Source organism: Streptomyces sp. NPDC048521, assembly GCF_043199855.1.
Lineage (GTDB): Bacteria > Actinomycetota > Actinomycetes > Streptomycetales > Streptomycetaceae > Streptomyces.
The window spans coordinates 295,097-312,692 of record NZ_JBICWR010000002.1 but is presented as its reverse complement, the minus strand read 5'-3'; the positions used below and the strand labels follow the sequence as shown (position 1 = coordinate 312,692).

The following is a 17,596-nucleotide window of genomic DNA, read 5'->3' as shown; positions in this document are numbered from 1 at the left end:
CTCACTGGCTTAGACGTTGCCGCAGGGCAGCATCGTGCCGCGAGCACGGCCGGGGCGGTGATGAAGAAGCTGCCCGAAGTCACCCTCGCCTTCTGGATCATGAAGATTGCTGCGACGACCCTGGGCGAGACGGCCGGCGACCTCGTCGCCCAGACCCTGAAGCTCGGCTACTTCCTCACCACGATCGCCCTGTTCCTGCTCTTCGTGGTGACCCTGGTCGTTCAGTTGCGCTCCCGCCGCTACAACCCGTTCTTCTACTGGACGGTCATCCTGTCGACCAGCATGGCCGGCACCACGATGTCCGACTTCATGAACCGCGACGCCAGCACCAAGTACCTTGCGAGCGGCGCCGCTTCGCTGGGCTGGGGACCGCAAGGCCTCGGTCTCGGATACCCGACGGGCGCGGCGATCCTGATCTCGGTCCTGGTCGTCATCTTCGCCGTCTGGAAGCTGACCGGGATGACGTTCGTCATCCGGGACATCGTCGGCTTCCGCGGGGAGGCGCTGTTCTGGTCGGCGATCCTCGTCTCCAACACCCTCGGCACCTCGATGGGCGACTCGTGTCCGACAGTTCGGGCCTCGGCTACGCCGGCGGGGCGGCACTGGTGACCGGTGTCCTGCTGGTGCTGGTGGCCCTGATGAGGGCTGCCCGCCGTGCCGAACGTGCTGCTGTTCTGGGTCGCCTTCGTGCTGACCCGCCCGCTCGGCGCGACGGCCGGCGACTTCCTGACCAAGCCGGTCGCGAAGGGCGGTCTCGACCTCGGTACGGCGGGTTCGTCGGCCGTGCTGCTGGCCATACTGGTCGGTCTGACAGGTTACGCCCACACTCAGGAGCGCCGTAGCCTCGCCCGGTCCGCGGCCCTGCCTCCGGAGACCGGCGAGTACGACCGGGCCACCGAGCGGACTGACTGAGCGCGAACGGCGCCACGCTCGTCGGGCGGGCGCGGGAGAGCGTCCTGCGCCCGCCTCGGCACCTGACTGCTACAACGTGTTGCGAGGGCATGTGCCTGCCGGATTCGTCCGGTGAAGATGAGAGCGCCACCAGGAGGTGGGCCGATGTTCAGGAGGCCATGTCCGGCCTGTCAGGCGCGCGACACCCTGGGGAGGAGTTCGTGAACCCCGCCCGAACCACGTCCGCCACGCCCGAACCGTCGGGCGGTCCCGCCCGGGGGCTCTCGGCGTGGCGGTTCGTGTTGGTGTTCGGGAGCGTCAGTCTGCTGATGGACTTCGTCTACGAGGGCGCTCGCTCCGTCACCGGCCCACTGCTCGCCCACCTGGGCGCCTCCGCGGCCGTGGTCGGAGTGGTCACGGGGGCGGGCGAGGCTGCCGCGCTCGGACTGCGTCTGGCTTCGGGACCGCTGGCCGATCGCAGCCGCCGCTTCTGGGCGTGGACGATCGCCGGATACGTGCTGACCGCGGCCACCGTCCCGGTGCTCGGTCTGACCGCAGTGCTGTGGGTGGCCTGCACCCTGGTGATCGCGGAACGCGTCGGCAAGGCCGTACGCTCCCCGGCCAAGGACACGCTGCTCTCGCACGCCACCGCCGCCACCGGACGGGGCCGCGGCTTCGCGGTCCACGAGGCGATGGACCAGGTCGGCGCGCTTGTCGGTCCGCTCACGGTGGCCGGGGTCCTCGCCCTCACCGGCGACGACTACGCCCCGGCGCTGGGGGTGCTGGCGCTGCCCGGCGTGGCCGCCGTCGCGCTGCTGCTCTGGTTGCGTGCCAGGGTTCCCGATCCGATCGGCTACGAGACGACCGTCGGCACGGCGGCGCCCGAGGAGCCGCCTCCCGCCGGATCCCGCGACAGGAAGCTGTCGCGGGCCTTCTGGGCCTACGCGGTATTCACCGCAGCCACCCTGACCGGTTTCGCCACCTTCGGTGTGCTCTCCTACCACCTGGTCGTCCGCCACTTGATACCGACCGCGACGGTGCCGGTGCTGTACGCGGCGGCCATGGCCGCGGACGCGGTGGCGGCGCTGGCCACGGGCTGGCTGTACGACCGGTTCGGCGCCCAGGTCCTGGTCGTCCTGCCGCTGCTGTCTGCCGCCGTTGCGGCCTTGGTCTTCACCGACACGGTGGGAGTCGCCGTGGCGGGTGCGCTGGTGTGGGGCGCCGCGGTCGGCGTTCAGGAGTCCACGCTGCGTGCCACCGTCGCCGACCTCGTACCGTCCTTGACCAGCGGAAACCGTCACGACGTCACCCAGCTCATGCCCCTGCTGGACGCGATACCCCGCATATTCGGAAGAAGCCATCCGGCAGTGATCGAGTCATGCCATTGGGCCGGGATCAATGGGACGGTTGGGCGGCGCCGTCCCGGACGGGGGTCTGACTCATGAGATCTATGACCGAAGTGTCCAGTCGCGGGCTTGTCGACTGTCGTCGCGGGGTGGCGCCTGCCGGTACCGAGCCACATGGTGTGTCCCCATAGGGGCGTTGCCGACGATCAGGCGCCATCACGGTTCAGACCGCCCGAGCAGGCCGGTGTCGGCTACCCAGCACGTGATCACGCGGGAGGCGGACCACCATGACACCCCGACAATGCAGGGCCTCGTCCAGCAGCACAGGGCCGCCCGCTTGGGGCGAGGTCGTCCTGGGCGTGGACGCACACGGCGAGGTTCGTGTCGCCGCGGTGGTCTGCCCACTGGGCCAGTTCCTGGGTGCCAAGTCCTTTCCGGCCACAGTGGCCGGCTACCGGCGGCTGGTCGTCTGGGCCAGCAAGCGGGGGACGGTGCGCCGGGCCGGTGTGGAGGGCCCCGGTACCTTCGGAGCGGGCCTGTCGCGCTAGCTGCTGGCGCAGCGTGTCGTGGTGTTCGAGGTGAACCGGCCCGACCGCTCGGCCCGCCGTCTGCTCGGGAAGTCGGACCCGCTCGATGCGCAGGCCGCCGCGCGAGCCGTGCTCAGTGGTCGCGCCCGGGCCCGGGCAAAGTCCGGCGACGGTCCAGTGCACAGCGCCCGGATGTACAAGCTCGTCAAGGACTCCGCGGTCAAGGCCCGCACCCAGGCGATCAACCAGCTCAAGGCCGTCTTGGTCATCGCCGACCCCGCCCTGCGGGAGCGGTTGTCGAACCTCGGCAATGCCGAGCTCTTCCGCACCTGCCCGCGCCTCAGCCCGCGCGACGGCGAAAGCGGCGGGGCGATGAGGACGCCGTGGCCCAAGCCACCCGCGTCACCCTGAGCATGCTCGCCGAGCGCATCGAACAGCTCACCGGGCAGATCGATGAGTTGAATCAGCGCCTGACCCGGCTCGTCGAGCGCCATGCCCCGCAGTTGCTCGTGCCGGTGGGCATCGGCCCGGACAGCGCCGTCACCTTGCTGATCACCATGGGAGACAACCCCGAACGGCTGAACACCGAGGCGTCCTTCGTCGCCCTGTGCGGAGTCAGTCCCGTCGAGTACTCCTCGGGCCGCCGGACCTCGCGTCGGCTCAACCATGGCGGCGACCGGCAGGCCAACGCTGCCCTGCACCGCATCGTGTTCACCCGGCTGCGCTTCGATCCCCGCACCCAGGCGTACTACGAACGCCGCACGAAGGAGGGCAAGACCCGCCGTGAGACCATCCGTAGCCTGAAGCGATATGCCGCCCGAGAGGTCTTCAACCTGGTCAGGACGGTATCCGGCGTCCCCCCGTTATAGGGGCGTCCGTGAGACGTGAGAGGGTCTGGGGCGTGAGTGAGACACCACCGAACACCCTGCAATACCGCTTCGACGGGCCAGAAGACGCTCCGGTCCTGATCCTGGGTCCCTCACTGGGTACCACATGGCACATGTGGGACCGTCAGGTTCCCGAGCTGACCAAGCAGTGGCGGGTCTTCCGGTTCGACCTGCCGGGACACGGCGGCGCCACCGCCCACCCGGCCGGCTCGGTCGCCGAGCTGACCGCTCGTCTGCTGGGCACGCTGGACGCGCTCGGCGTCCAGCGCTTCGGCTACGCGGGCTGCGCCCTGGGCGGCGCGGTCGGTATCGAGCTCGCGCTGCGCCACCCCGAGCGGGTCGCCTCGCTCGCGGTGGTCGCGGCCTCGCCCCGGTTCGGCACCGCCGACGAGTTCCGGCAGCGCGGGGTGATCGTCCGCACGAACGGGCTCGACCCGATCGCCCGGACCGCGCCCGACCGCTGGTTCACCGGCGGGTTCGCCGCGGCGCAGCCCGCGATCACCGAGTGGGCGGTGCAGATGGTCCGCACCACCGACCCCGGCTGCTACATCGCCGCCTGCGAGGCCCTCGCCTCGTTCGACGTACGGCCCGAACTGGGCAGGGTCGGCGTGCCGACCCTCGTGCTGGTCGGTTCCGAGGACCAGGTCACCGGTCCCGCCGAGGCCCGCACCCTGGTCGCCGGCATCCCGGACGCCCGGCTCGCGGTGGTTCCCGGCGCGTCCCACCTGGTGCCGGTCGAGCAGCCCGCCGCCGTCACCGACCTGCTGGTGCACCACTTCGCCACCGCCTGGCAGCAGCCCTTCGACACCGGCCAGACCGCCCTGCCGAGCGTGCCGGCCGCCCCGGTCCCGCTCGCGCCGCCGCAGGCCGTGCCGATCGCGGAGATCGCCCCGGCGGCCGTACCGGCCGAGCCCGCCGGGCAGCCGGAGCGGTACGAGACCGGGCTGAAGATCCGCCGGGAGCTGCTGGGCGACGCGCATGTCGACCAGGCGCTGGCGCAGGCCGGCGAGTTCTCCGGGGACTTCCAGGAGTTCGTCACCCGCTACGCCTGGGGCGAGATCTGGGACCGGCCGGGTCTGGACCGCCGTACCCGCAGCTGCATCGCGCTGACCGCGCTGGTCGCGGGCGGCCACCTGGAGGAGCTGGCCTTCCACACCCGGGCGGCCCTACGCAACGGGCTCACCCCGGACGAGATCAAGGAAGTGCTGCTGCAGGCGGCCGTGTACTGCGGGGTGCCGGCCGCGAACAGCGCTTTCCGGGTGGCCCAGCAGGTCATCCGCGAGGAGACCACGCCCGCTGAGTGAGGCCCCGCGGGGTCCCTCGCGGCAGGATGGGGAGTCATGAAGCTCACGAAGATGTCCCACGCCTGTGTCCGCCTCGAGAAGGAGGGGCGGACGCTCGTCATCGACCCCGGCGGGTTCAGCGAGCAGGACGCCGCGGTCGGCGCGGACGCGATCCTGGTCACGCACGAGCATCCCGACCACTTCGACGAGGGCCGGCTGCGGGCCGCCCTGGAGGCGAACCCGGCCGCGGAGATCTGGACGCTGAGGTCCGTCGCCGACCAGATCACCGCGGCCTTCCCGGGCCGCGTCCACACCGTCGGCCACGGCGACACCTTCACCGCCGTCGGCTTCGACGTGCAGGTCCACGGCGAACTGCACGCCGTGATCCACCCGGACATCCCGCGCATCACCAACGTCGGCTACCTGGTCGACGGCGGCAAGGTCTTCCACCCGGGCGACGCCCTCACCGTCCCCGACCGACCCGTGGAGACCCTGCTGATCCCGGTGATGGCCCCGTGGAACAAGATCGCCGAGGTGATCGACTACGTCCGCGAGGTCAAGCCGCGGCGCGCCTACGACGTCCACGACGCGCTGCTCACCGACCTCGCCCGCCCGATCTACGACCGCCAGATCGGCGCGCTCGGCGGCACGGACCACCAGCGGCTCACCCCGGGGGCGTCGGCGCAGGTCTGAGCGCACGGACGGCGTTGTCACACCCGCCGGGTAGGTTGTGAGGCATGCGCATCGCTACCTGGAACGTGAACTCGATCACCGCCCGCCTTCCCCGGCTGCTGGCCTGGCTGGAGAGCAGCGGCACCGACGTGCTCTGCCTCCAGGAGGCCAAGATCGCCGAGGAGCAGTTCCCGTTCGACCAGCTGCGCGAGCTGGGCTACGAGGCGGCGGTCCACGCGACCGGCCGGTGGAACGGCGTGGCGGTGCTCTCCCGCGTCGGCATCGAGGACGTGGTCAAGGGCCTGCCCGGCGACCCGGGCTACGACGGCGTGACCGAGCCGCGCGCCCTCTCGGCGACCTGCGGCCCGGTCCGCGTCTGGTCCGTGTACGTGCCCAACGGCCGGGAGGTCGGCCACCCGCACTACGCGTACAAGCTCCAGTGGTTCGAGGCCCTGAAGGCGGCCGTGTACGGCGACGCGCAGGGCAGCCGCCCGTTCGCCGTGCTGGGCGACTACAACGTGGCGCCGACCGACGACGACGTCTTCGACCCGGCCGCGTTCGAGGGCTCGACCCACGTCACCCCGGCCGAGCGGGCCGCCCTCGCCGCCCTGCGCGAGGCCGGGCTGAACGACGTCGTCCCGCGCCCGCTCAAGTACGAGCACCCCTTCACGTACTGGGACTACCGCCAGCTGTGCTTCCCCAAGAACCGCGGCATGCGCATCGACCTGGTGTACGGCAACGGTGCGTTCGCCAAGGCCGTCAAGGACGCCTACGTCGACCGTGAGGAGCGCAAGGGCAAGGGCGCCTCCGACCACGCGCCGGTGGTGGTCGACCTCGACGTGTGATGCCACGCTGGGTCCATGAACATTCCGTTCCTGGGCCACCGGCACAAGAAGGACGGTCACGCGGTGCTCCCCGCCGACCCCGAGTCGGTCGCCGCGCTGCTGTCGGAGTGCGAACTGCTCCGCTCGCAGGCGGCCCAGGCGGGCGTCCGCCTCGACGACACCCCGGCCTCGCTGGAGGCGCTGGACCAGATGGTCCCGCGCTGGCGCGACGACGCCGAGATCCTGCCCTGGCTGGGCAACGACGCCGGGCTGTACCTGGGCACGGTCGTGGTGCGCACCGTGCCCGGTGCCGCCTGGGAGATCCGCTCCGACGGCGAGCCCGTCGTACGCCTCGCCTCCGGCCGTGCGGTCGAGGTGGTGCCGGCCGGGCGGGAGTGGGCCGCGAGCGGCGTCCCCGAGCTGTCCCAGCTGTACGCGGAGATCGCCGAGACCTGACTCCGCGGCCCCGTACGAGCACCCATGGGATCACCCCACTGACGTAAATACGGCTAATGCCCGGCAGGTGCGTGTCGGCCGTCGCCCCCACTGTCGTCTGGATAGTTTGCGGCAACCACGACACAGCTGAGAGTGGGTAGGGCTGCGTATGGCCGTCGATCCGTTGATCGAACTGCGGAACGTCAACAAGTACTTCGGGGAGCTGCATGTCCTCAGGGACATCGACCTGACCGTCGGCAAGGGAGAGGTGGTCGTGGTCATCGGCCCGTCTGGGTCGGGCAAGTCGACGCTGTGCAGGACGATCAACCGGCTGGAGACCATCGCCTCGGGCACCATCACGCTCGACGGGCAGCCGCTGCCCGAGGAGGGCAAGGCCCTCGCCCGGCTCCGCGCCGAGGTCGGGATGGTCTTCCAGTCCTTCAACCTCTTCGCCCACAAGACGGTCCTGCAGAACGTCTCCCTCGCCCAGGTCAAGGTCCGCGGCCACAAGCGGGAGGACGCCGACCGCCGCTCCCGCGAGCTCCTCGACCGCGTGGGCCTGCTGAACCAGGCCGACAAGTACCCGGCGCAGCTCTCCGGCGGCCAGCAGCAGCGTGTGGCCATCGCCCGCGCGCTCGCCATGGAACCGAAGGCGATGCTCTTCGACGAACCCACCTCCGCCCTCGACCCGGAGATGATCAACGAGGTGCTGGAGGTCATGCGGCAGCTCGCCCGGGAGGGCATGACCATGGTCGTCGTCACCCACGAGATGGGCTTCGCCCGCGCCTCCGCCAACCGCGTCGTCTTCATGGCCGACGGACGGATCGTCGAGGACCGCAGCCCGGAGGAGTTCTTCACCAACCCGAGCAGCAACCGCGCCAAGGACTTCCTCTCCAAGATCCTCAAGCACTGACCCCGGGGGAGTGCGACCCGTGTTCCGTACCACCCGTGCGCCCCGCGCCCTGTGCGCCGCCCTGCTCGGCGTGCTCGCCCTGCTCACCGCGGGATGCGGCAAGGCCGGCAGCCCGCCCGCCAAGGGCCCGGCGACCGACAAGCTCCCGGACTACCAGGTGGCCCGGGGCTTCAGCCTGCCCGACTCCCCGACCTGGACGCGGGCCAAGAAGCGCGGCTACTTCGTCGTCGGCGTCAAGGAGGACCAGCCCTACCTGGGCGAGAAGGACCCGGCGACCGGTACCTACTCCGGCTTCGACATCGAGATCGCCAAGATGATGTCCGCCTCGCTCGGCTTCCCGCCGGACACGATCCGCTTCCGCACCATCGCCTCCGCCAACCGCGAGACGGCCCTGCAGAACGGCCAGATCGACTTCTACGTCGGCACCTACACCATCAACCCGGGCCGCAAGAAGCTCGTCGGCTTCGCCGGCCCCTACTACATGGCCGGCCAGTCCCTGCTGGTCCGCACGGACGAGAACGACATCCACGGCCCGCAGGACCTCGCGGGCAAACGCGTCTGCTCGGCTGCCGGTTCGACGCCCTACCAGCGCATCAAGACCGACTACCCGAGGGCGATCCTGGTCGCCTACGACACCTACTCCGTCTGCGTCGACAACCTCCTCACCTATCAGGTCGACGCCGTCACCACCGACGACGCCATCCTCATCGGCTACGCGGCCAAGGTCCCCGACGAGCTGAAGGTCGTCGGCAAGCCGTTCTCCAGGGAGCCGTACGGCATCGGTGTCCCGCACGGCGACAACGCCCTGCGTCTCGCCCTGGACGACGCCCTTCAGGCCCGGGAGAAGGACGGCGACTGGAGGAAGGCGTACGACGCCACGCTCGGCCTGTCCGGCGTGCCCGCACCCCACCCGCCCGCCATCGACCGCTACCCGGCGAGCTGACCGAGGACGCCATGAACGTACTGACAGACAACTTCGCCATCTACCGGGAGGGTTTTCTCGGCACGGTCGAACTGACCGTCTACGCCTCCCTGCTGGCGCTGGCGCTCGGTTTCCTGATGGCGTCCTTCCGGGTCGCCCCGGTCGGCTCGCTGCGCGTCTTCGGCACGGTGTGGGTCACGGTGCTGCGCAACACCCCGCTCACCCTGCTGTTCTTCGCGGTGCTGCTGGGCCTGCCCCGGTTCGGACTCGTGCTGCCCTTCAAGGTGTTCGCGGTCCTCGCCCTGGGCTGCTACACCTCGGCGTTCATCTGCGAGGTGCTGCGCTCCGGCATCAACACCGTCCCCAAGGAGCAGGGCGAGGCGGCCCGCAGCCTCGGCATGACCTTCGCGCAGACCCTGAACCTGGTCGTGCTGCCGCAGGCGTTCCGGTCCGTGATCCCGCCCGTCGGTTCCACGCTCATCGCGCTGGCCAAGAACTCCGCGATCGCCGGCGCGTTCAGCGTCACCGAACTGCTCGGCACCTACAAGACCATCAACGAGCTGGGCTACAACATCGTCTGGACCTTCGTCTGGATCGCCCTCGGCTACCTGGTCATCACGCTCGCCATCAGCGCCCTGTTCAACGTGCTGGAACGGACGTGGGGAGTCGCCCGATGACCGGGGCCACCGCGCTCTACGACGTTCCGGGCCCGCGCACCCGGCGCCGCCACCGCGCCTACGGTGTCCTGTCCACCGCCGCCCTCCTCGCCCTCGTCGGCTGGATCCTGTACCTCCTGTTCCACACGGGGCAGTTCACGGCCACCAAGTGGATGCCGTTCGCGTACAAGGGCATCCAGGAGCTGCTGCTGCGAGGGCTCGGCAACACGCTGAAGGCGTTCGCGCTCGCGGCCGTCCTCTCCCTCGCCCTCGGCGGTCTGCTCGCCACCGGGCGGCTGTCGGACCACCGGCCGGTGCGCCTGCTCGCCACGCTCCTCGTGGAGTTCTTCCGGGCCATGCCCGTCCTGGTGATGATCTTCTTCATCTTCGTGGCGCTCAAGGTGCAGCCGCTGCCCGCGCTGGTGGCCGGACTCACCCTCTACAACGGCTCGGTGCTCGCCGAGGTCTTCCGCTCCGGCGTCAACTCCGTCGAACGCGGCCAGCGTGAGGCCGCGTTCGCGCTCGGCATGCGCAAGACCCAGGTCATGGGGTACGTCCTCGTCCCGCAGGCGGTACGGGCCATGCTGCCCGCCATCATCAGCCAGCTGGTCGTCGCCCTGAAGGACACCTCCCTCGGTTTCCTCATCACCTATGAGGAGTTCCTCCACGCCGGGAAACTCATCGCCTCGAACCTCGACTACGATTTGCCGTTCATCCCTGTGGTGATGGTGATCTCGCCGATCTACATCGGGATGTGCATGCTGCTCTCGTGGTTCGCCGGCTGGGTGTCCCGCCGTGAGCAGCGCAGTCCCAAGACCGAGGCCGTGGTGGTCGCCGCGGCCGGACCTGGGGCGCCGCTGCCGGGTGGGGAGCCCCCCACGGCCCCGAGACCGTAAGGGGGCGGCAGTTCCTACGGGCCATGCTCGTCCGGCGGCAGCCGGAGATCACTGCTCGCGCACGGGGACGGACACGTACGACGGGTCGTCCGAGGGCGAGGAGAAGGTCAGCTGCGCGCCGGACGGGTTGTGCTCGGTGTACAGCGGGTCGACCGTGTCGACCACCAGCGCGAGGCGGTGCCCGGCGGGGACGTCGTAGGCCGTGGAGAACAGCTCCAGGTCGACGTCGAACGGCTCCCCGGGCGTCCGCCCGTGCCATGTGCAGGGCGCGTGCGTGACCAGCTTGCCGATGCCGAGCGGCCCCACGTCGTACAGGTAGGCGATCAGGGTGCCGCTCTCCTTCGTCGGAGTGAGCGTGGTGTGCAGGCGCGCCGTGCCGCGCACCCGCTGGGCGCTGCCGTACCGCTCCGACTGCCACACGGCCGCCCAGCGGCGCGGCAGCAGCGGCATCGAGGCGATCGGCGGCAGCTGGGCGACCTGGTCGAGGATGCTGGAGAGGAAGACGGTCCCGCCGTCCGCGCCGGAGTCGAGGCCGGCGTGGAGGGTGGTGGAACCCGCGAGCGCGATCTTCCTGCGCGTGGCGCCGACCGACTTCCAGTCCGGGTAGGCCTCGTAGTCCCCCGCGCCACGGGACTTCAGCCGGACCGGCTGCTCGCGGTCGATGCCGTTGTCGGCGCCCCTGAGGTAGTGGTCGAACCAGCGCTCGGTGTCCGTCCACACGTCGTTGGGCAGCCCGAACAGGCCGGTCAGCTCGGCGGTCGCATGGTCGCCGGGGCGCAGCTGGAGCCGCTTGGGCCCGGTCAGCTTCTCGTAGAAGTCGGCGTACTGGTTCGCCGGGAAGACCGTGTCACCCCAGGCGTTGGCCAGCATGACCGCGGCGCCGTTCTTGTTCAGCTGGTCGACATAGGTTGCGGCGGAACGTTTCCTCCCCCAGTCGATCATCTCCTGTTCCTTGGACAGGTTCGAGGAGTACAGGTTGTCGAAGATGGCGCGCAGTTCGGGACTCTCGCGGCCGGTGAGGGTGGCCGCGCCGTCCAGGACGGCCGCCGCCTGGACGTGCTGGGTGCGGCCCGAATAGATCGAGGCGATCAGGTCCGCCCAGCCGCTGAGCGCGGCCACGGCCTTGACGCGCTTGTCGTGGGCGGCCGTGAGCAGGCTGATCCCGGCGCCGTACGAGACACCCGCCATGCCGATGTGCCGCGGGTCGGCCGGGGTGTGCGCGAGGGCCCAGTCGATGACCTTGGAGGCGTCCGCTATGTCGGGCGGACCGGCCACTTCTATCCGGCCGCCGGACTGCCAGAAGCCGCGCACGTTGTAGCTGAGCACCACATAGCCGGAGTCGGCGAGCTTCCGCGCCTGGGCAAGGTACTCGACCTGGGGCAGGCCCCAGCTCGTGGGCAGTACGATGAGCGGGTAAGCGCGCGAGCCGTCGGTGTCCGCGGGCGTGAGGACGTTGGCCTTCAGTACGGTGCCGCCGTCGCCGGTGATGTCGACGAAGCGGACGGACGGGGCGGCCTCGGCGGCCGGCGCCAGGCCGACGACGGTGCCGGCGATCAGCGCCGCCGAGACGGCTCCCGCGGCGGAGGTGCGCAGGGCGGTGCGACCGTGTCCCATGGGTCACTCCTTCACTGGTCCAGTGCAAAGTGACCCGACGGTAACCTCGCCCTCTTACCGCAAGTAACCCGTCGGTAAGTTACGTACGGGTAAAGATTGTTGAAGTGTCACTCGGTGGTGGCGGCAGCGGGCTCCGGCAGGGGCGTCTGTGCCGCCCGGGTCACATCCGCCACCAGCTCGACCACATCGGGGCCGTACGCCTGCGAGTTGACCACCTTCAGCAGCAGGACGAAGGAGCCGCCGCCGTACTTGCGGGCCAGCCGCTCGTGGTGGCGGGCGAGATAGCGGGTGGCGGCCTGGTTGGTGATGGCACGCTGGCCGCAGAAGAGGAACACCGGGCGGGCGTCGCGCCGGCCGCCCGCGGTGAGCCGGGCGAGCAGCACGTACTCGCTCCGCCCGCTCTCCATCCGGTAGTCGTCCCCGCCGATCCGGAAGGCGCCGAGGTCCGGGCCGGCCTCGGCCTCGACGTTCACGTGCACGCCCGGCAGCAGCGAGGAGATGTGGGCCGCCATCCGGCGGTTCGAGGCGGGACCGCCCAGGCAGAACTCCGTGCGCTCGCCGAACCCCTGCTGGGTGGCGTCGTGCGCCACGACCTGGGCGTGCGCGTTGCAGTCCTTGATGAGGGCGGAGAGCTCCAGCAGGGCGAACACGTCGTGCCGCATCACCGACAGCTCCGGCCCGCCCGCGTTGCGATTGACCACCAGCAGCGACTCGGAATGGTCCGGCAGCCCGAAGAACCCCTGTTTGCGCCGCAGTCTGCGCCGCCACAAGTAGGTACGGGCGACCCAGCCGAGCGAAGCGGAGACGCCCGCCGCTATGACGCCCAGGACGATGTTGCGCACGTCGTCGTTCATGGCCGCGCATGGTAGCGGGACCGGGTGGCGGCTAGTACCCGTGTTCGATGTGTGACGTTCGTGTGGCAGGGCGCCGAGGCGTACTGTCGTGAGTACGGCGATCTGGTTACGCTGCGCGGACTGTCCCGACGGGAGGTACGGATGGGTCGCCCAGGTACGCGGAAACTGACGGTTCTGGCGGTCTCGGTCGCCGTGGTGTCGGTGGGGGCCGCCGCGCCACCCGCCGCGACAACGAGCCGTACGGTCCCCAAGGTTCCCGTGGCCGTCGGCTACGGCGGCGCCGTGGCCAGCGTCGACGCGGACGCCTCCGCCGCCGGCATCGAGGTGCTGAAACACGGCGGCAACGCGGTCGACGCGGCCGTCGCCACCGCCGCCGCGCTCGGCGTCACCGAGCCCTACTCCGCGGGCATCGGCGGAGGCGGCTACTTCGTCTACTACGACGCCAGAACCCGTACGGTGCACACCATCGACGGCCGCGAGACCGCACCGCTGTCCGCCGACTCCGACCTGTTCACCGAGCACGGCAAGCCGCTCGCCTTCGCCGACGCCGTCAGCAGCGGCCTGAGCGTCGGTACGCCGGGCACGCCCGCCACCTGGCAGACGGCGCTGGACGCGTGGGGCAGCGAGAAGCTCGGCACCGTCCTGAAGCCGGCCGAACGGATCGCCCGCGACGGCTTCACGGTGGACGACACCTTCCGCTCGCAGACCGCGTCCAACGAGACCCGGTTCCGCTACTTCCCGGACACCGCGAAGCTGTTCCTGCCGAACGGGCGGCTCCCCGTCGTCGGCTCCACCCTCAAGAACCCCGAACTCGCCCGCACCTACGAGGAGCTGGGCCGCAAGGGCGTCGGCGCGATCTACCGCGGGGACATCGGCGACGACATCGTCAAGACGGTCGAACACCCGCCCGTGGACCCCGCCTCCGGCTGGAACGCCCGCCCCGGCAAGCTGGCCGAGAAGGACCTCGCCGTCTACCGCGCCAAGCTCCAGGCGCCCACCAGGACCTCGTACCGCGGCCTGAACGTGTACTCCATCGCGCCCTCCTCCTCGGGCGGCACGACGGTCGGCGAGGCCCTCAACATCCTGGAGGGGACGGACCTTTCCAAGGCCGGCGAGGTGCAGTACCTGCACCGCTACATCGAGGCCAGCCGCATCGCCTTCGCCGACCGCGGGCGCTGGGTCGGCGACCCCGCCTTCGAGGACGTACCGACCAAGCAGCTGCTGTCGCAGCGGTTCGCCGACTCGCGCGCCTGCCTGATCAAGGACGACGCGGTGCTCACCAGCCCGCTCGCCCCCGGCGACCCGCGCCACCCGGCGGCCTGCGGCAAGGGCGGCACGGCGGCCCCGACGACGTACGAGGGCGAGAACACCACCCACCTGACCGCGGCCGACAAGTGGGGCAACGTCGTCGCCTACACCCTGACCATCGAGCAGACCGGCGGCAGCGGTATCACCGTGCCCGGCCGGGGCTTCCTGCTCAACAACGAGCTGACCGACTTCTCCTTCGCCCCCGCCAACCCGGCCGTCCACGACCCGAACCTGCCCGGGCCGGGCAAGCGGCCGCGCTCGTCGATCTCGCCGACGATCGTCCTCGACCGCCACAACCGGCCCGTCGTGGCGCTCGGTTCGCCCGGCGGCGCCACCATCATCACCACCGTGCTGCAGACCCTCACCGGATTCCTGGACCGGCGCCTGCCGCTGGTCGACGCGATCGCCGCGCCCCGCGCCAGCCAGCGCAACGCGGCCCAGACCGAACTCGAACCGGGCCTGTACGACAGCGACGTCAAGGCACGTCTGGAGGCCCTCGGGCACAGCTTCAAGCCGAACCCCGAGATCGGCGCGGCGACCGGCGTGCAACGGCTGCCGAACGGGAAGTGGCTGGCCGCCGCCGAGAAGGTACGGCGTGGCGGCGGCTCGGCGATGGTGGTGGACCCGGCGCCGTAGACGCGCCGTGGAGGCGACCCGGCGCCGTGAACGGGCGGTGGAGGGGGCCGTGACGCTCCCGGCCGTGGCTTGTCGGCCCCCGGACGTGACGCCCCCGGCGGTCTGGCGCCGGGGGCGTTCTCACAACTGCGCCGCGGACGACCTGGGTTCGTCCGTGCGGAAGTCCAGCCGCCCGTCCCGTACGTCCACCGTGACCCGGCTGCCCTTGACGATCGTGCCGTTCAGCAGCAGCCGGGACAGCTGGTTGTCCACTTCCCGCTGGATGGTGCGGCGCAGCGGCCGGGCACCGTACTCCGGCTGGTAGCCGCGCTCGGCGAGCCAGTCCACGGCCGCGGTCGTGAACTCGACCCCGACGCCCTGCCCGTCCAGCAGCCGCCGGGTGCTCTCCAGCAGCAGGTCGGTGATCTGCCGCAGCTGCTCGCTCGTCAACTGCCGGAAGACCACGATCTCGTCGATGCGGTTGAGGAACTCCGGCCGGAAGTGCTCGCGCAGCGGCCGCAGGATCTGCTCCCGCCGCGCCTCCTCGTCCGCGTCCGCGCCGCCCGGCCCGAAGCCGATCCCGGCACCGCGCCGGGTGATCGCCTCGGAACCGAGGTTGCTGGTCATCACGATCACCGTGTTGGTGAAGTCCACGGTCCGGCCCTGGGAGTCGGTCAGCCGGCCGTCGTCGAGCACCTGGAGCAGGATGTTGAAGACGTCGGGGTGGGCCTTCTCCACCTCGTCGAGCAGCAGCAGCGAGTACGGGTGCCTGCGCACCACCTCGGTGAGCTGCCCGGCCTCCTCGTGACCGACGTACCCCGGCGGGGCGCCGACCAGCCGGGAGACCGTGTGCCGCTCCTGGTACTCGCTCATGTCCAGGCGCACCATGCGGTCCTCGCTGCCGAACAGCGCCTCGGCGAGCGCCCGGGCCAGCTCGGTCTTGCCGACGCCGGTCGGGCCGAGGAAGAGGAAACTGCCGATCGGCCGGTGGGGGCTCGAGAGCCCCGCGCGCGAACGCAGTACGGCCTCCGCGACCACGCTGACGGCCTCCTCCTGGCCGACCACCCGCTGGTGCAGGTGCTCCTCCAGACCGAGCAGCCGTTCCTTCTCCTCCTGGGTCAGCCGGCTCACCGGGATGCCGGTCTGCCGGGACACCACCTCGGCGATGGCCTCCGCGGTCACCTCCAGATCCAGCCCCTCGTCGGCCTTCCCGTCACCGCTCGCCTCCGCGATCCGCTGCTTCAGCTCGCCGATCCGGTCGCGCAGCTGCTTGGCCTGCTCGTAGTCCTCGTCGGCGACCGCCTGGTCCTTGTCCCGGACCAGCTGGTCGACCTCGCGCTCCATCGCGCGCACGTCCGTGTCCTTGGTCCGGGCACCGAGCCGGACCCGTGCGCCCGCCTGGTCGATCAGGTCGATCGCCTTGTCCGGCAGCCGCCGGTCGGTGAGGTACCGGTCCGACAGCTCCACGGCGGCGACCAGCGCCTCGTCGGTGTAGCGGATCTGGTGGTGCGCCTCGTACCGGTCACGCAGCCCCCGCAGGATCTCGATCGTGTCCTCGACGGTCGGCTCGGGCACCAGGATCGGCTGGAACCGGCGGGCCAGCGCCGCGTCCTTCTCGATCCGGCGGAACTCCTCCAGCGTTGTCGCGCCCACGACGTGCAGCTCGCCCCGGGCCAGCGCCGGCTTGAGGATGTTGCCGGCGTCCATCGCGCCGCCCTCGCCGCCGGAGCCCGCGCCCACGACGGTGTGCAGCTCGTCGATGAACACGATCAGCCGGTCGGAGTGGGCGCGGATCTCCTCCACGATGTTGTTCAGGCGCTCCTCGAAGTCGCCCCGGTAGCGGGTGCCGGCCACCACCCCGGTGAGGTCCAGGGCGACGACCCTGCGTCCTGCCAGGATGTCCGGGACGTCTCCGTCCGTGATGCGCTGGGCCAGGCCCTCCACGATGGCCGTCTTGCCGACGCCCGCGTCACCGATCAGCACCGGGTTGTTCTTGCCGCGCCGCGACAGCACCTCGATGGTCTGCTCGATCTCCGTGTCCCGGCCGATGACCGGGTCGATCCGGCCCTCCCGGGCCAGCTCGGTCAGATCGCGGCCGTACTTGTCCAGGGTGGGCGTGGAGGTCGGCCGCTGCCGCTCCGGGCGGGCCTGCGGGTTCTCCGGGGCCTCGGGCGGCAGCGCAGCCCCCGAGAAGCGGGCCGCGTTCAGGATGTGCCCGGCCGCCGAGTCCGGGTTCGAGGCCAGGGCGCTCAGCACGTGCTCCGGGCCGATGTACCCGGCGCCGCTCGCCCGCGCCATGTCGTGCGCGTCCAGCAGGGCCCGCTTGACGGCCGGGGTCAGCGACAGCGAGGTCGGCGGCGGTACCTCGCCCGGCGGATGCTGCACCGGGCCGGCCCGGTCGTCGATCTCCGTCGCGAGCGAGTCGGGGTCGGCGCCCGCCCGGCTCAGCAGGCTCCGGGTGGGCTCGGTGGCCAGCGCGGCGCGCAGCAGGTGCTGGGTGTCCAGGTCCCGGCTGCCATGCTCGGCGGCGTACTGGGCGGCCCCTCTGACCAGCTCCCGGGCCGGCTGGCTGAGCAGGCGCCCGATGTCGATGTGGCGAGGGCGGTTGGCTCCGCCGACGGCCCCGCTGAAGAAGCGGGCCAGGAACTCACCGAAGGGGTCAGGAGGGTAGCCGTTGGTCATGGCGTTCCGTTCCTTCGCGGACGACTGGCTGCGCCGGGTTACCGGATGGGAGCTGCTCATGCCCACGATGACACGATCCGTGGGGGCGGGCATGTTCGCCCATGGGGGTGGGGGCCCGTGCGGCTACGGCGGCCGCACGTTCTTCGTGGTCGCCCGCGCCCACGCGGTCGCCGCACATCGATGCGGCCACCGCACCCACGCGGCGGGGCCGCACCATGCCCATGACTGCACCGGTAAGTGAAGGGGGCGGCGCGAGGGGCCGGTATTAGAA

General features: G+C 70.9%; 19 protein-coding genes. 16 read left to right on the top strand and 3 right to left on the bottom strand.

From position 1 onward, the window contains the following. The first annotated feature begins 60 nt into the window (after nt 1-60). The 14 genes from ACGFRF_RS05805 to ACGFRF_RS05740 all read left to right on the top strand — a co-directional run bounded on the left by ACGFRF_RS05805 (nt 61) and on the right by ACGFRF_RS05740 (nt 10,252). Nucleotides 61-609: a hypothetical protein gene (locus ACGFRF_RS05805; protein ID WP_393737352.1), complete on the top strand. Its 549-nt coding sequence runs from the start codon at nt 61-63 to the stop codon at nt 607-609. Between the two features lie 45 nt (nt 610-654). Continuing rightward, on the top strand, nt 655-912 hold the full coding sequence (locus tag ACGFRF_RS05800) for a hypothetical protein (RefSeq protein ID WP_393737351.1): 258 nt from the start codon (nt 655-657) through the stop codon (nt 910-912). 200 nt (nt 913-1,112) lie between these two features. Then, nucleotides 1,113-2,336, top strand: a complete 1,224-nt coding sequence (locus ACGFRF_RS05795; RefSeq protein WP_393737350.1) for an MFS transporter — start codon at nt 1,113-1,115, stop codon at nt 2,334-2,336. Nucleotides 2,337-2,524: 188 nt separating this feature from the next. Further along, complete coding sequence (locus tag ACGFRF_RS05790; RefSeq protein WP_393737349.1) at nt 2,525-2,785, top strand: hypothetical protein; 261 nt, start codon at nt 2,525-2,527, stop codon at nt 2,783-2,785. Between the two features lie 21 nt (nt 2,786-2,806). Continuing rightward, on the top strand, nt 2,807-3,175 hold the full coding sequence (locus ACGFRF_RS05785) for a hypothetical protein (protein WP_393737348.1): 369 nt from the start codon (nt 2,807-2,809) through the stop codon (nt 3,173-3,175). Further along, complete coding sequence (locus ACGFRF_RS05780) at nt 3,148-3,633, top strand: transposase (RefSeq protein WP_393737347.1); 486 nt, start codon at nt 3,148-3,150, stop codon at nt 3,631-3,633. The genes ACGFRF_RS05785 and ACGFRF_RS05780 overlap by 28 nt, the downstream gene beginning before the upstream one ends. Before the next feature lie 32 nt (nt 3,634-3,665). After that, the gene (pcaC, locus tag ACGFRF_RS05775) at nt 3,666-4,955 is read left to right on the top strand and encodes a 4-carboxymuconolactone decarboxylase (protein ID WP_393737346.1); all 1,290 of its coding nucleotides are present in this window, start codon (nt 3,666-3,668) and stop codon (nt 4,953-4,955) included. Nucleotides 4,956-4,991: 36 nt separating this feature from the next. After that, nucleotides 4,992-5,627 (top strand): MBL fold metallo-hydrolase, encoded by a 636-nt coding sequence (locus ACGFRF_RS05770; RefSeq protein ID WP_393737345.1) that lies wholly within the window; start codon nt 4,992-4,994, stop codon nt 5,625-5,627. Nucleotides 5,628-5,671: 44 nt separating this feature from the next. Continuing rightward, nucleotides 5,672-6,451, top strand: a complete 780-nt coding sequence (locus ACGFRF_RS05765) for an exodeoxyribonuclease III (protein WP_393737344.1) — start codon at nt 5,672-5,674, stop codon at nt 6,449-6,451. Nucleotides 6,452-6,466: 15 nt separating this feature from the next. Then, on the top strand, nt 6,467-6,886 hold the full coding sequence (locus tag ACGFRF_RS05760) for a DUF6278 family protein (protein ID WP_393737343.1): 420 nt from the start codon (nt 6,467-6,469) through the stop codon (nt 6,884-6,886). A 148-nt stretch (nt 6,887-7,034) separates the two neighbouring features. Beyond that, nucleotides 7,035-7,778, top strand: a complete 744-nt coding sequence (locus ACGFRF_RS05755; protein WP_393737342.1) for an amino acid ABC transporter ATP-binding protein — start codon at nt 7,035-7,037, stop codon at nt 7,776-7,778. A gap of 19 nt (nt 7,779-7,797) precedes the next feature. After that, the gene (locus ACGFRF_RS05750) at nt 7,798-8,721 is read left to right on the top strand and encodes a glutamate ABC transporter substrate-binding protein (protein ID WP_393737341.1); all 924 of its coding nucleotides are present in this window, start codon (nt 7,798-7,800) and stop codon (nt 8,719-8,721) included. An 11-nt stretch (nt 8,722-8,732) separates the two neighbouring features. Beyond that, on the top strand, nt 8,733-9,377 hold the full coding sequence (locus ACGFRF_RS05745) for an amino acid ABC transporter permease (RefSeq protein WP_393737340.1): 645 nt from the start codon (nt 8,733-8,735) through the stop codon (nt 9,375-9,377). Continuing rightward, nucleotides 9,374-10,252 carry an amino acid ABC transporter permease gene (locus ACGFRF_RS05740; protein ID WP_393737339.1) on the top strand — a complete coding sequence of 293 codons (879 nt, stop codon included), beginning with the start codon at nt 9,374-9,376 and terminating at the stop codon, nt 10,250-10,252. The genes ACGFRF_RS05745 and ACGFRF_RS05740 overlap by 4 nt, the downstream gene beginning before the upstream one ends. Nucleotides 10,253-10,300: 48 nt before the next feature. Here the strand turns inward: ACGFRF_RS05740 and ACGFRF_RS05735 are convergent, their stop codons facing one another. After that, nucleotides 10,301-11,866 (bottom strand): CocE/NonD family hydrolase, encoded by a 1,566-nt coding sequence (locus ACGFRF_RS05735; protein ID WP_393737338.1) that lies wholly within the window; start codon nt 11,864-11,866, stop codon nt 10,301-10,303. A 107-nt stretch (nt 11,867-11,973) separates the two neighbouring features. Continuing rightward, entirely contained in the window at nt 11,974-12,720 is a 747-nt protein-coding gene (locus ACGFRF_RS05730; protein ID WP_393737337.1) for a hypothetical protein, read from the bottom strand. Between the two features lie 141 nt (nt 12,721-12,861). On the opposite strand from ACGFRF_RS05730, the gene ggt reads away from it, so the two are divergent. Beyond that, nucleotides 12,862-14,664 carry a gamma-glutamyltransferase gene (ggt, locus tag ACGFRF_RS05725; RefSeq protein WP_393737336.1) on the top strand — a complete coding sequence of 601 codons (1,803 nt, stop codon included), beginning with the start codon at nt 12,862-12,864 and terminating at the stop codon, nt 14,662-14,664. A gap of 120 nt (nt 14,665-14,784) precedes the next feature. Here ggt and ACGFRF_RS05720 read toward each other — a convergent pair whose 3' ends face one another. Beyond that, nucleotides 14,785-17,325 (bottom strand): ATP-dependent Clp protease ATP-binding subunit, encoded by a 2,541-nt coding sequence (locus ACGFRF_RS05720; RefSeq protein WP_393737335.1) that lies wholly within the window; start codon nt 17,323-17,325, stop codon nt 14,785-14,787. Here ACGFRF_RS05720 and ACGFRF_RS05715 point away from each other — a divergent pair. After that, a complete protein-coding gene (locus tag ACGFRF_RS05715) occupies nt 17,324-17,566 on the top strand; it encodes a hypothetical protein (RefSeq protein ID WP_393737334.1) in 243 nt (80 codons plus the stop codon). The two genes, ACGFRF_RS05720 and ACGFRF_RS05715, sit on opposite strands and share 2 nt — an antisense overlap. Nucleotides 17,567-17,596: the final 30 nt, after the last annotated feature.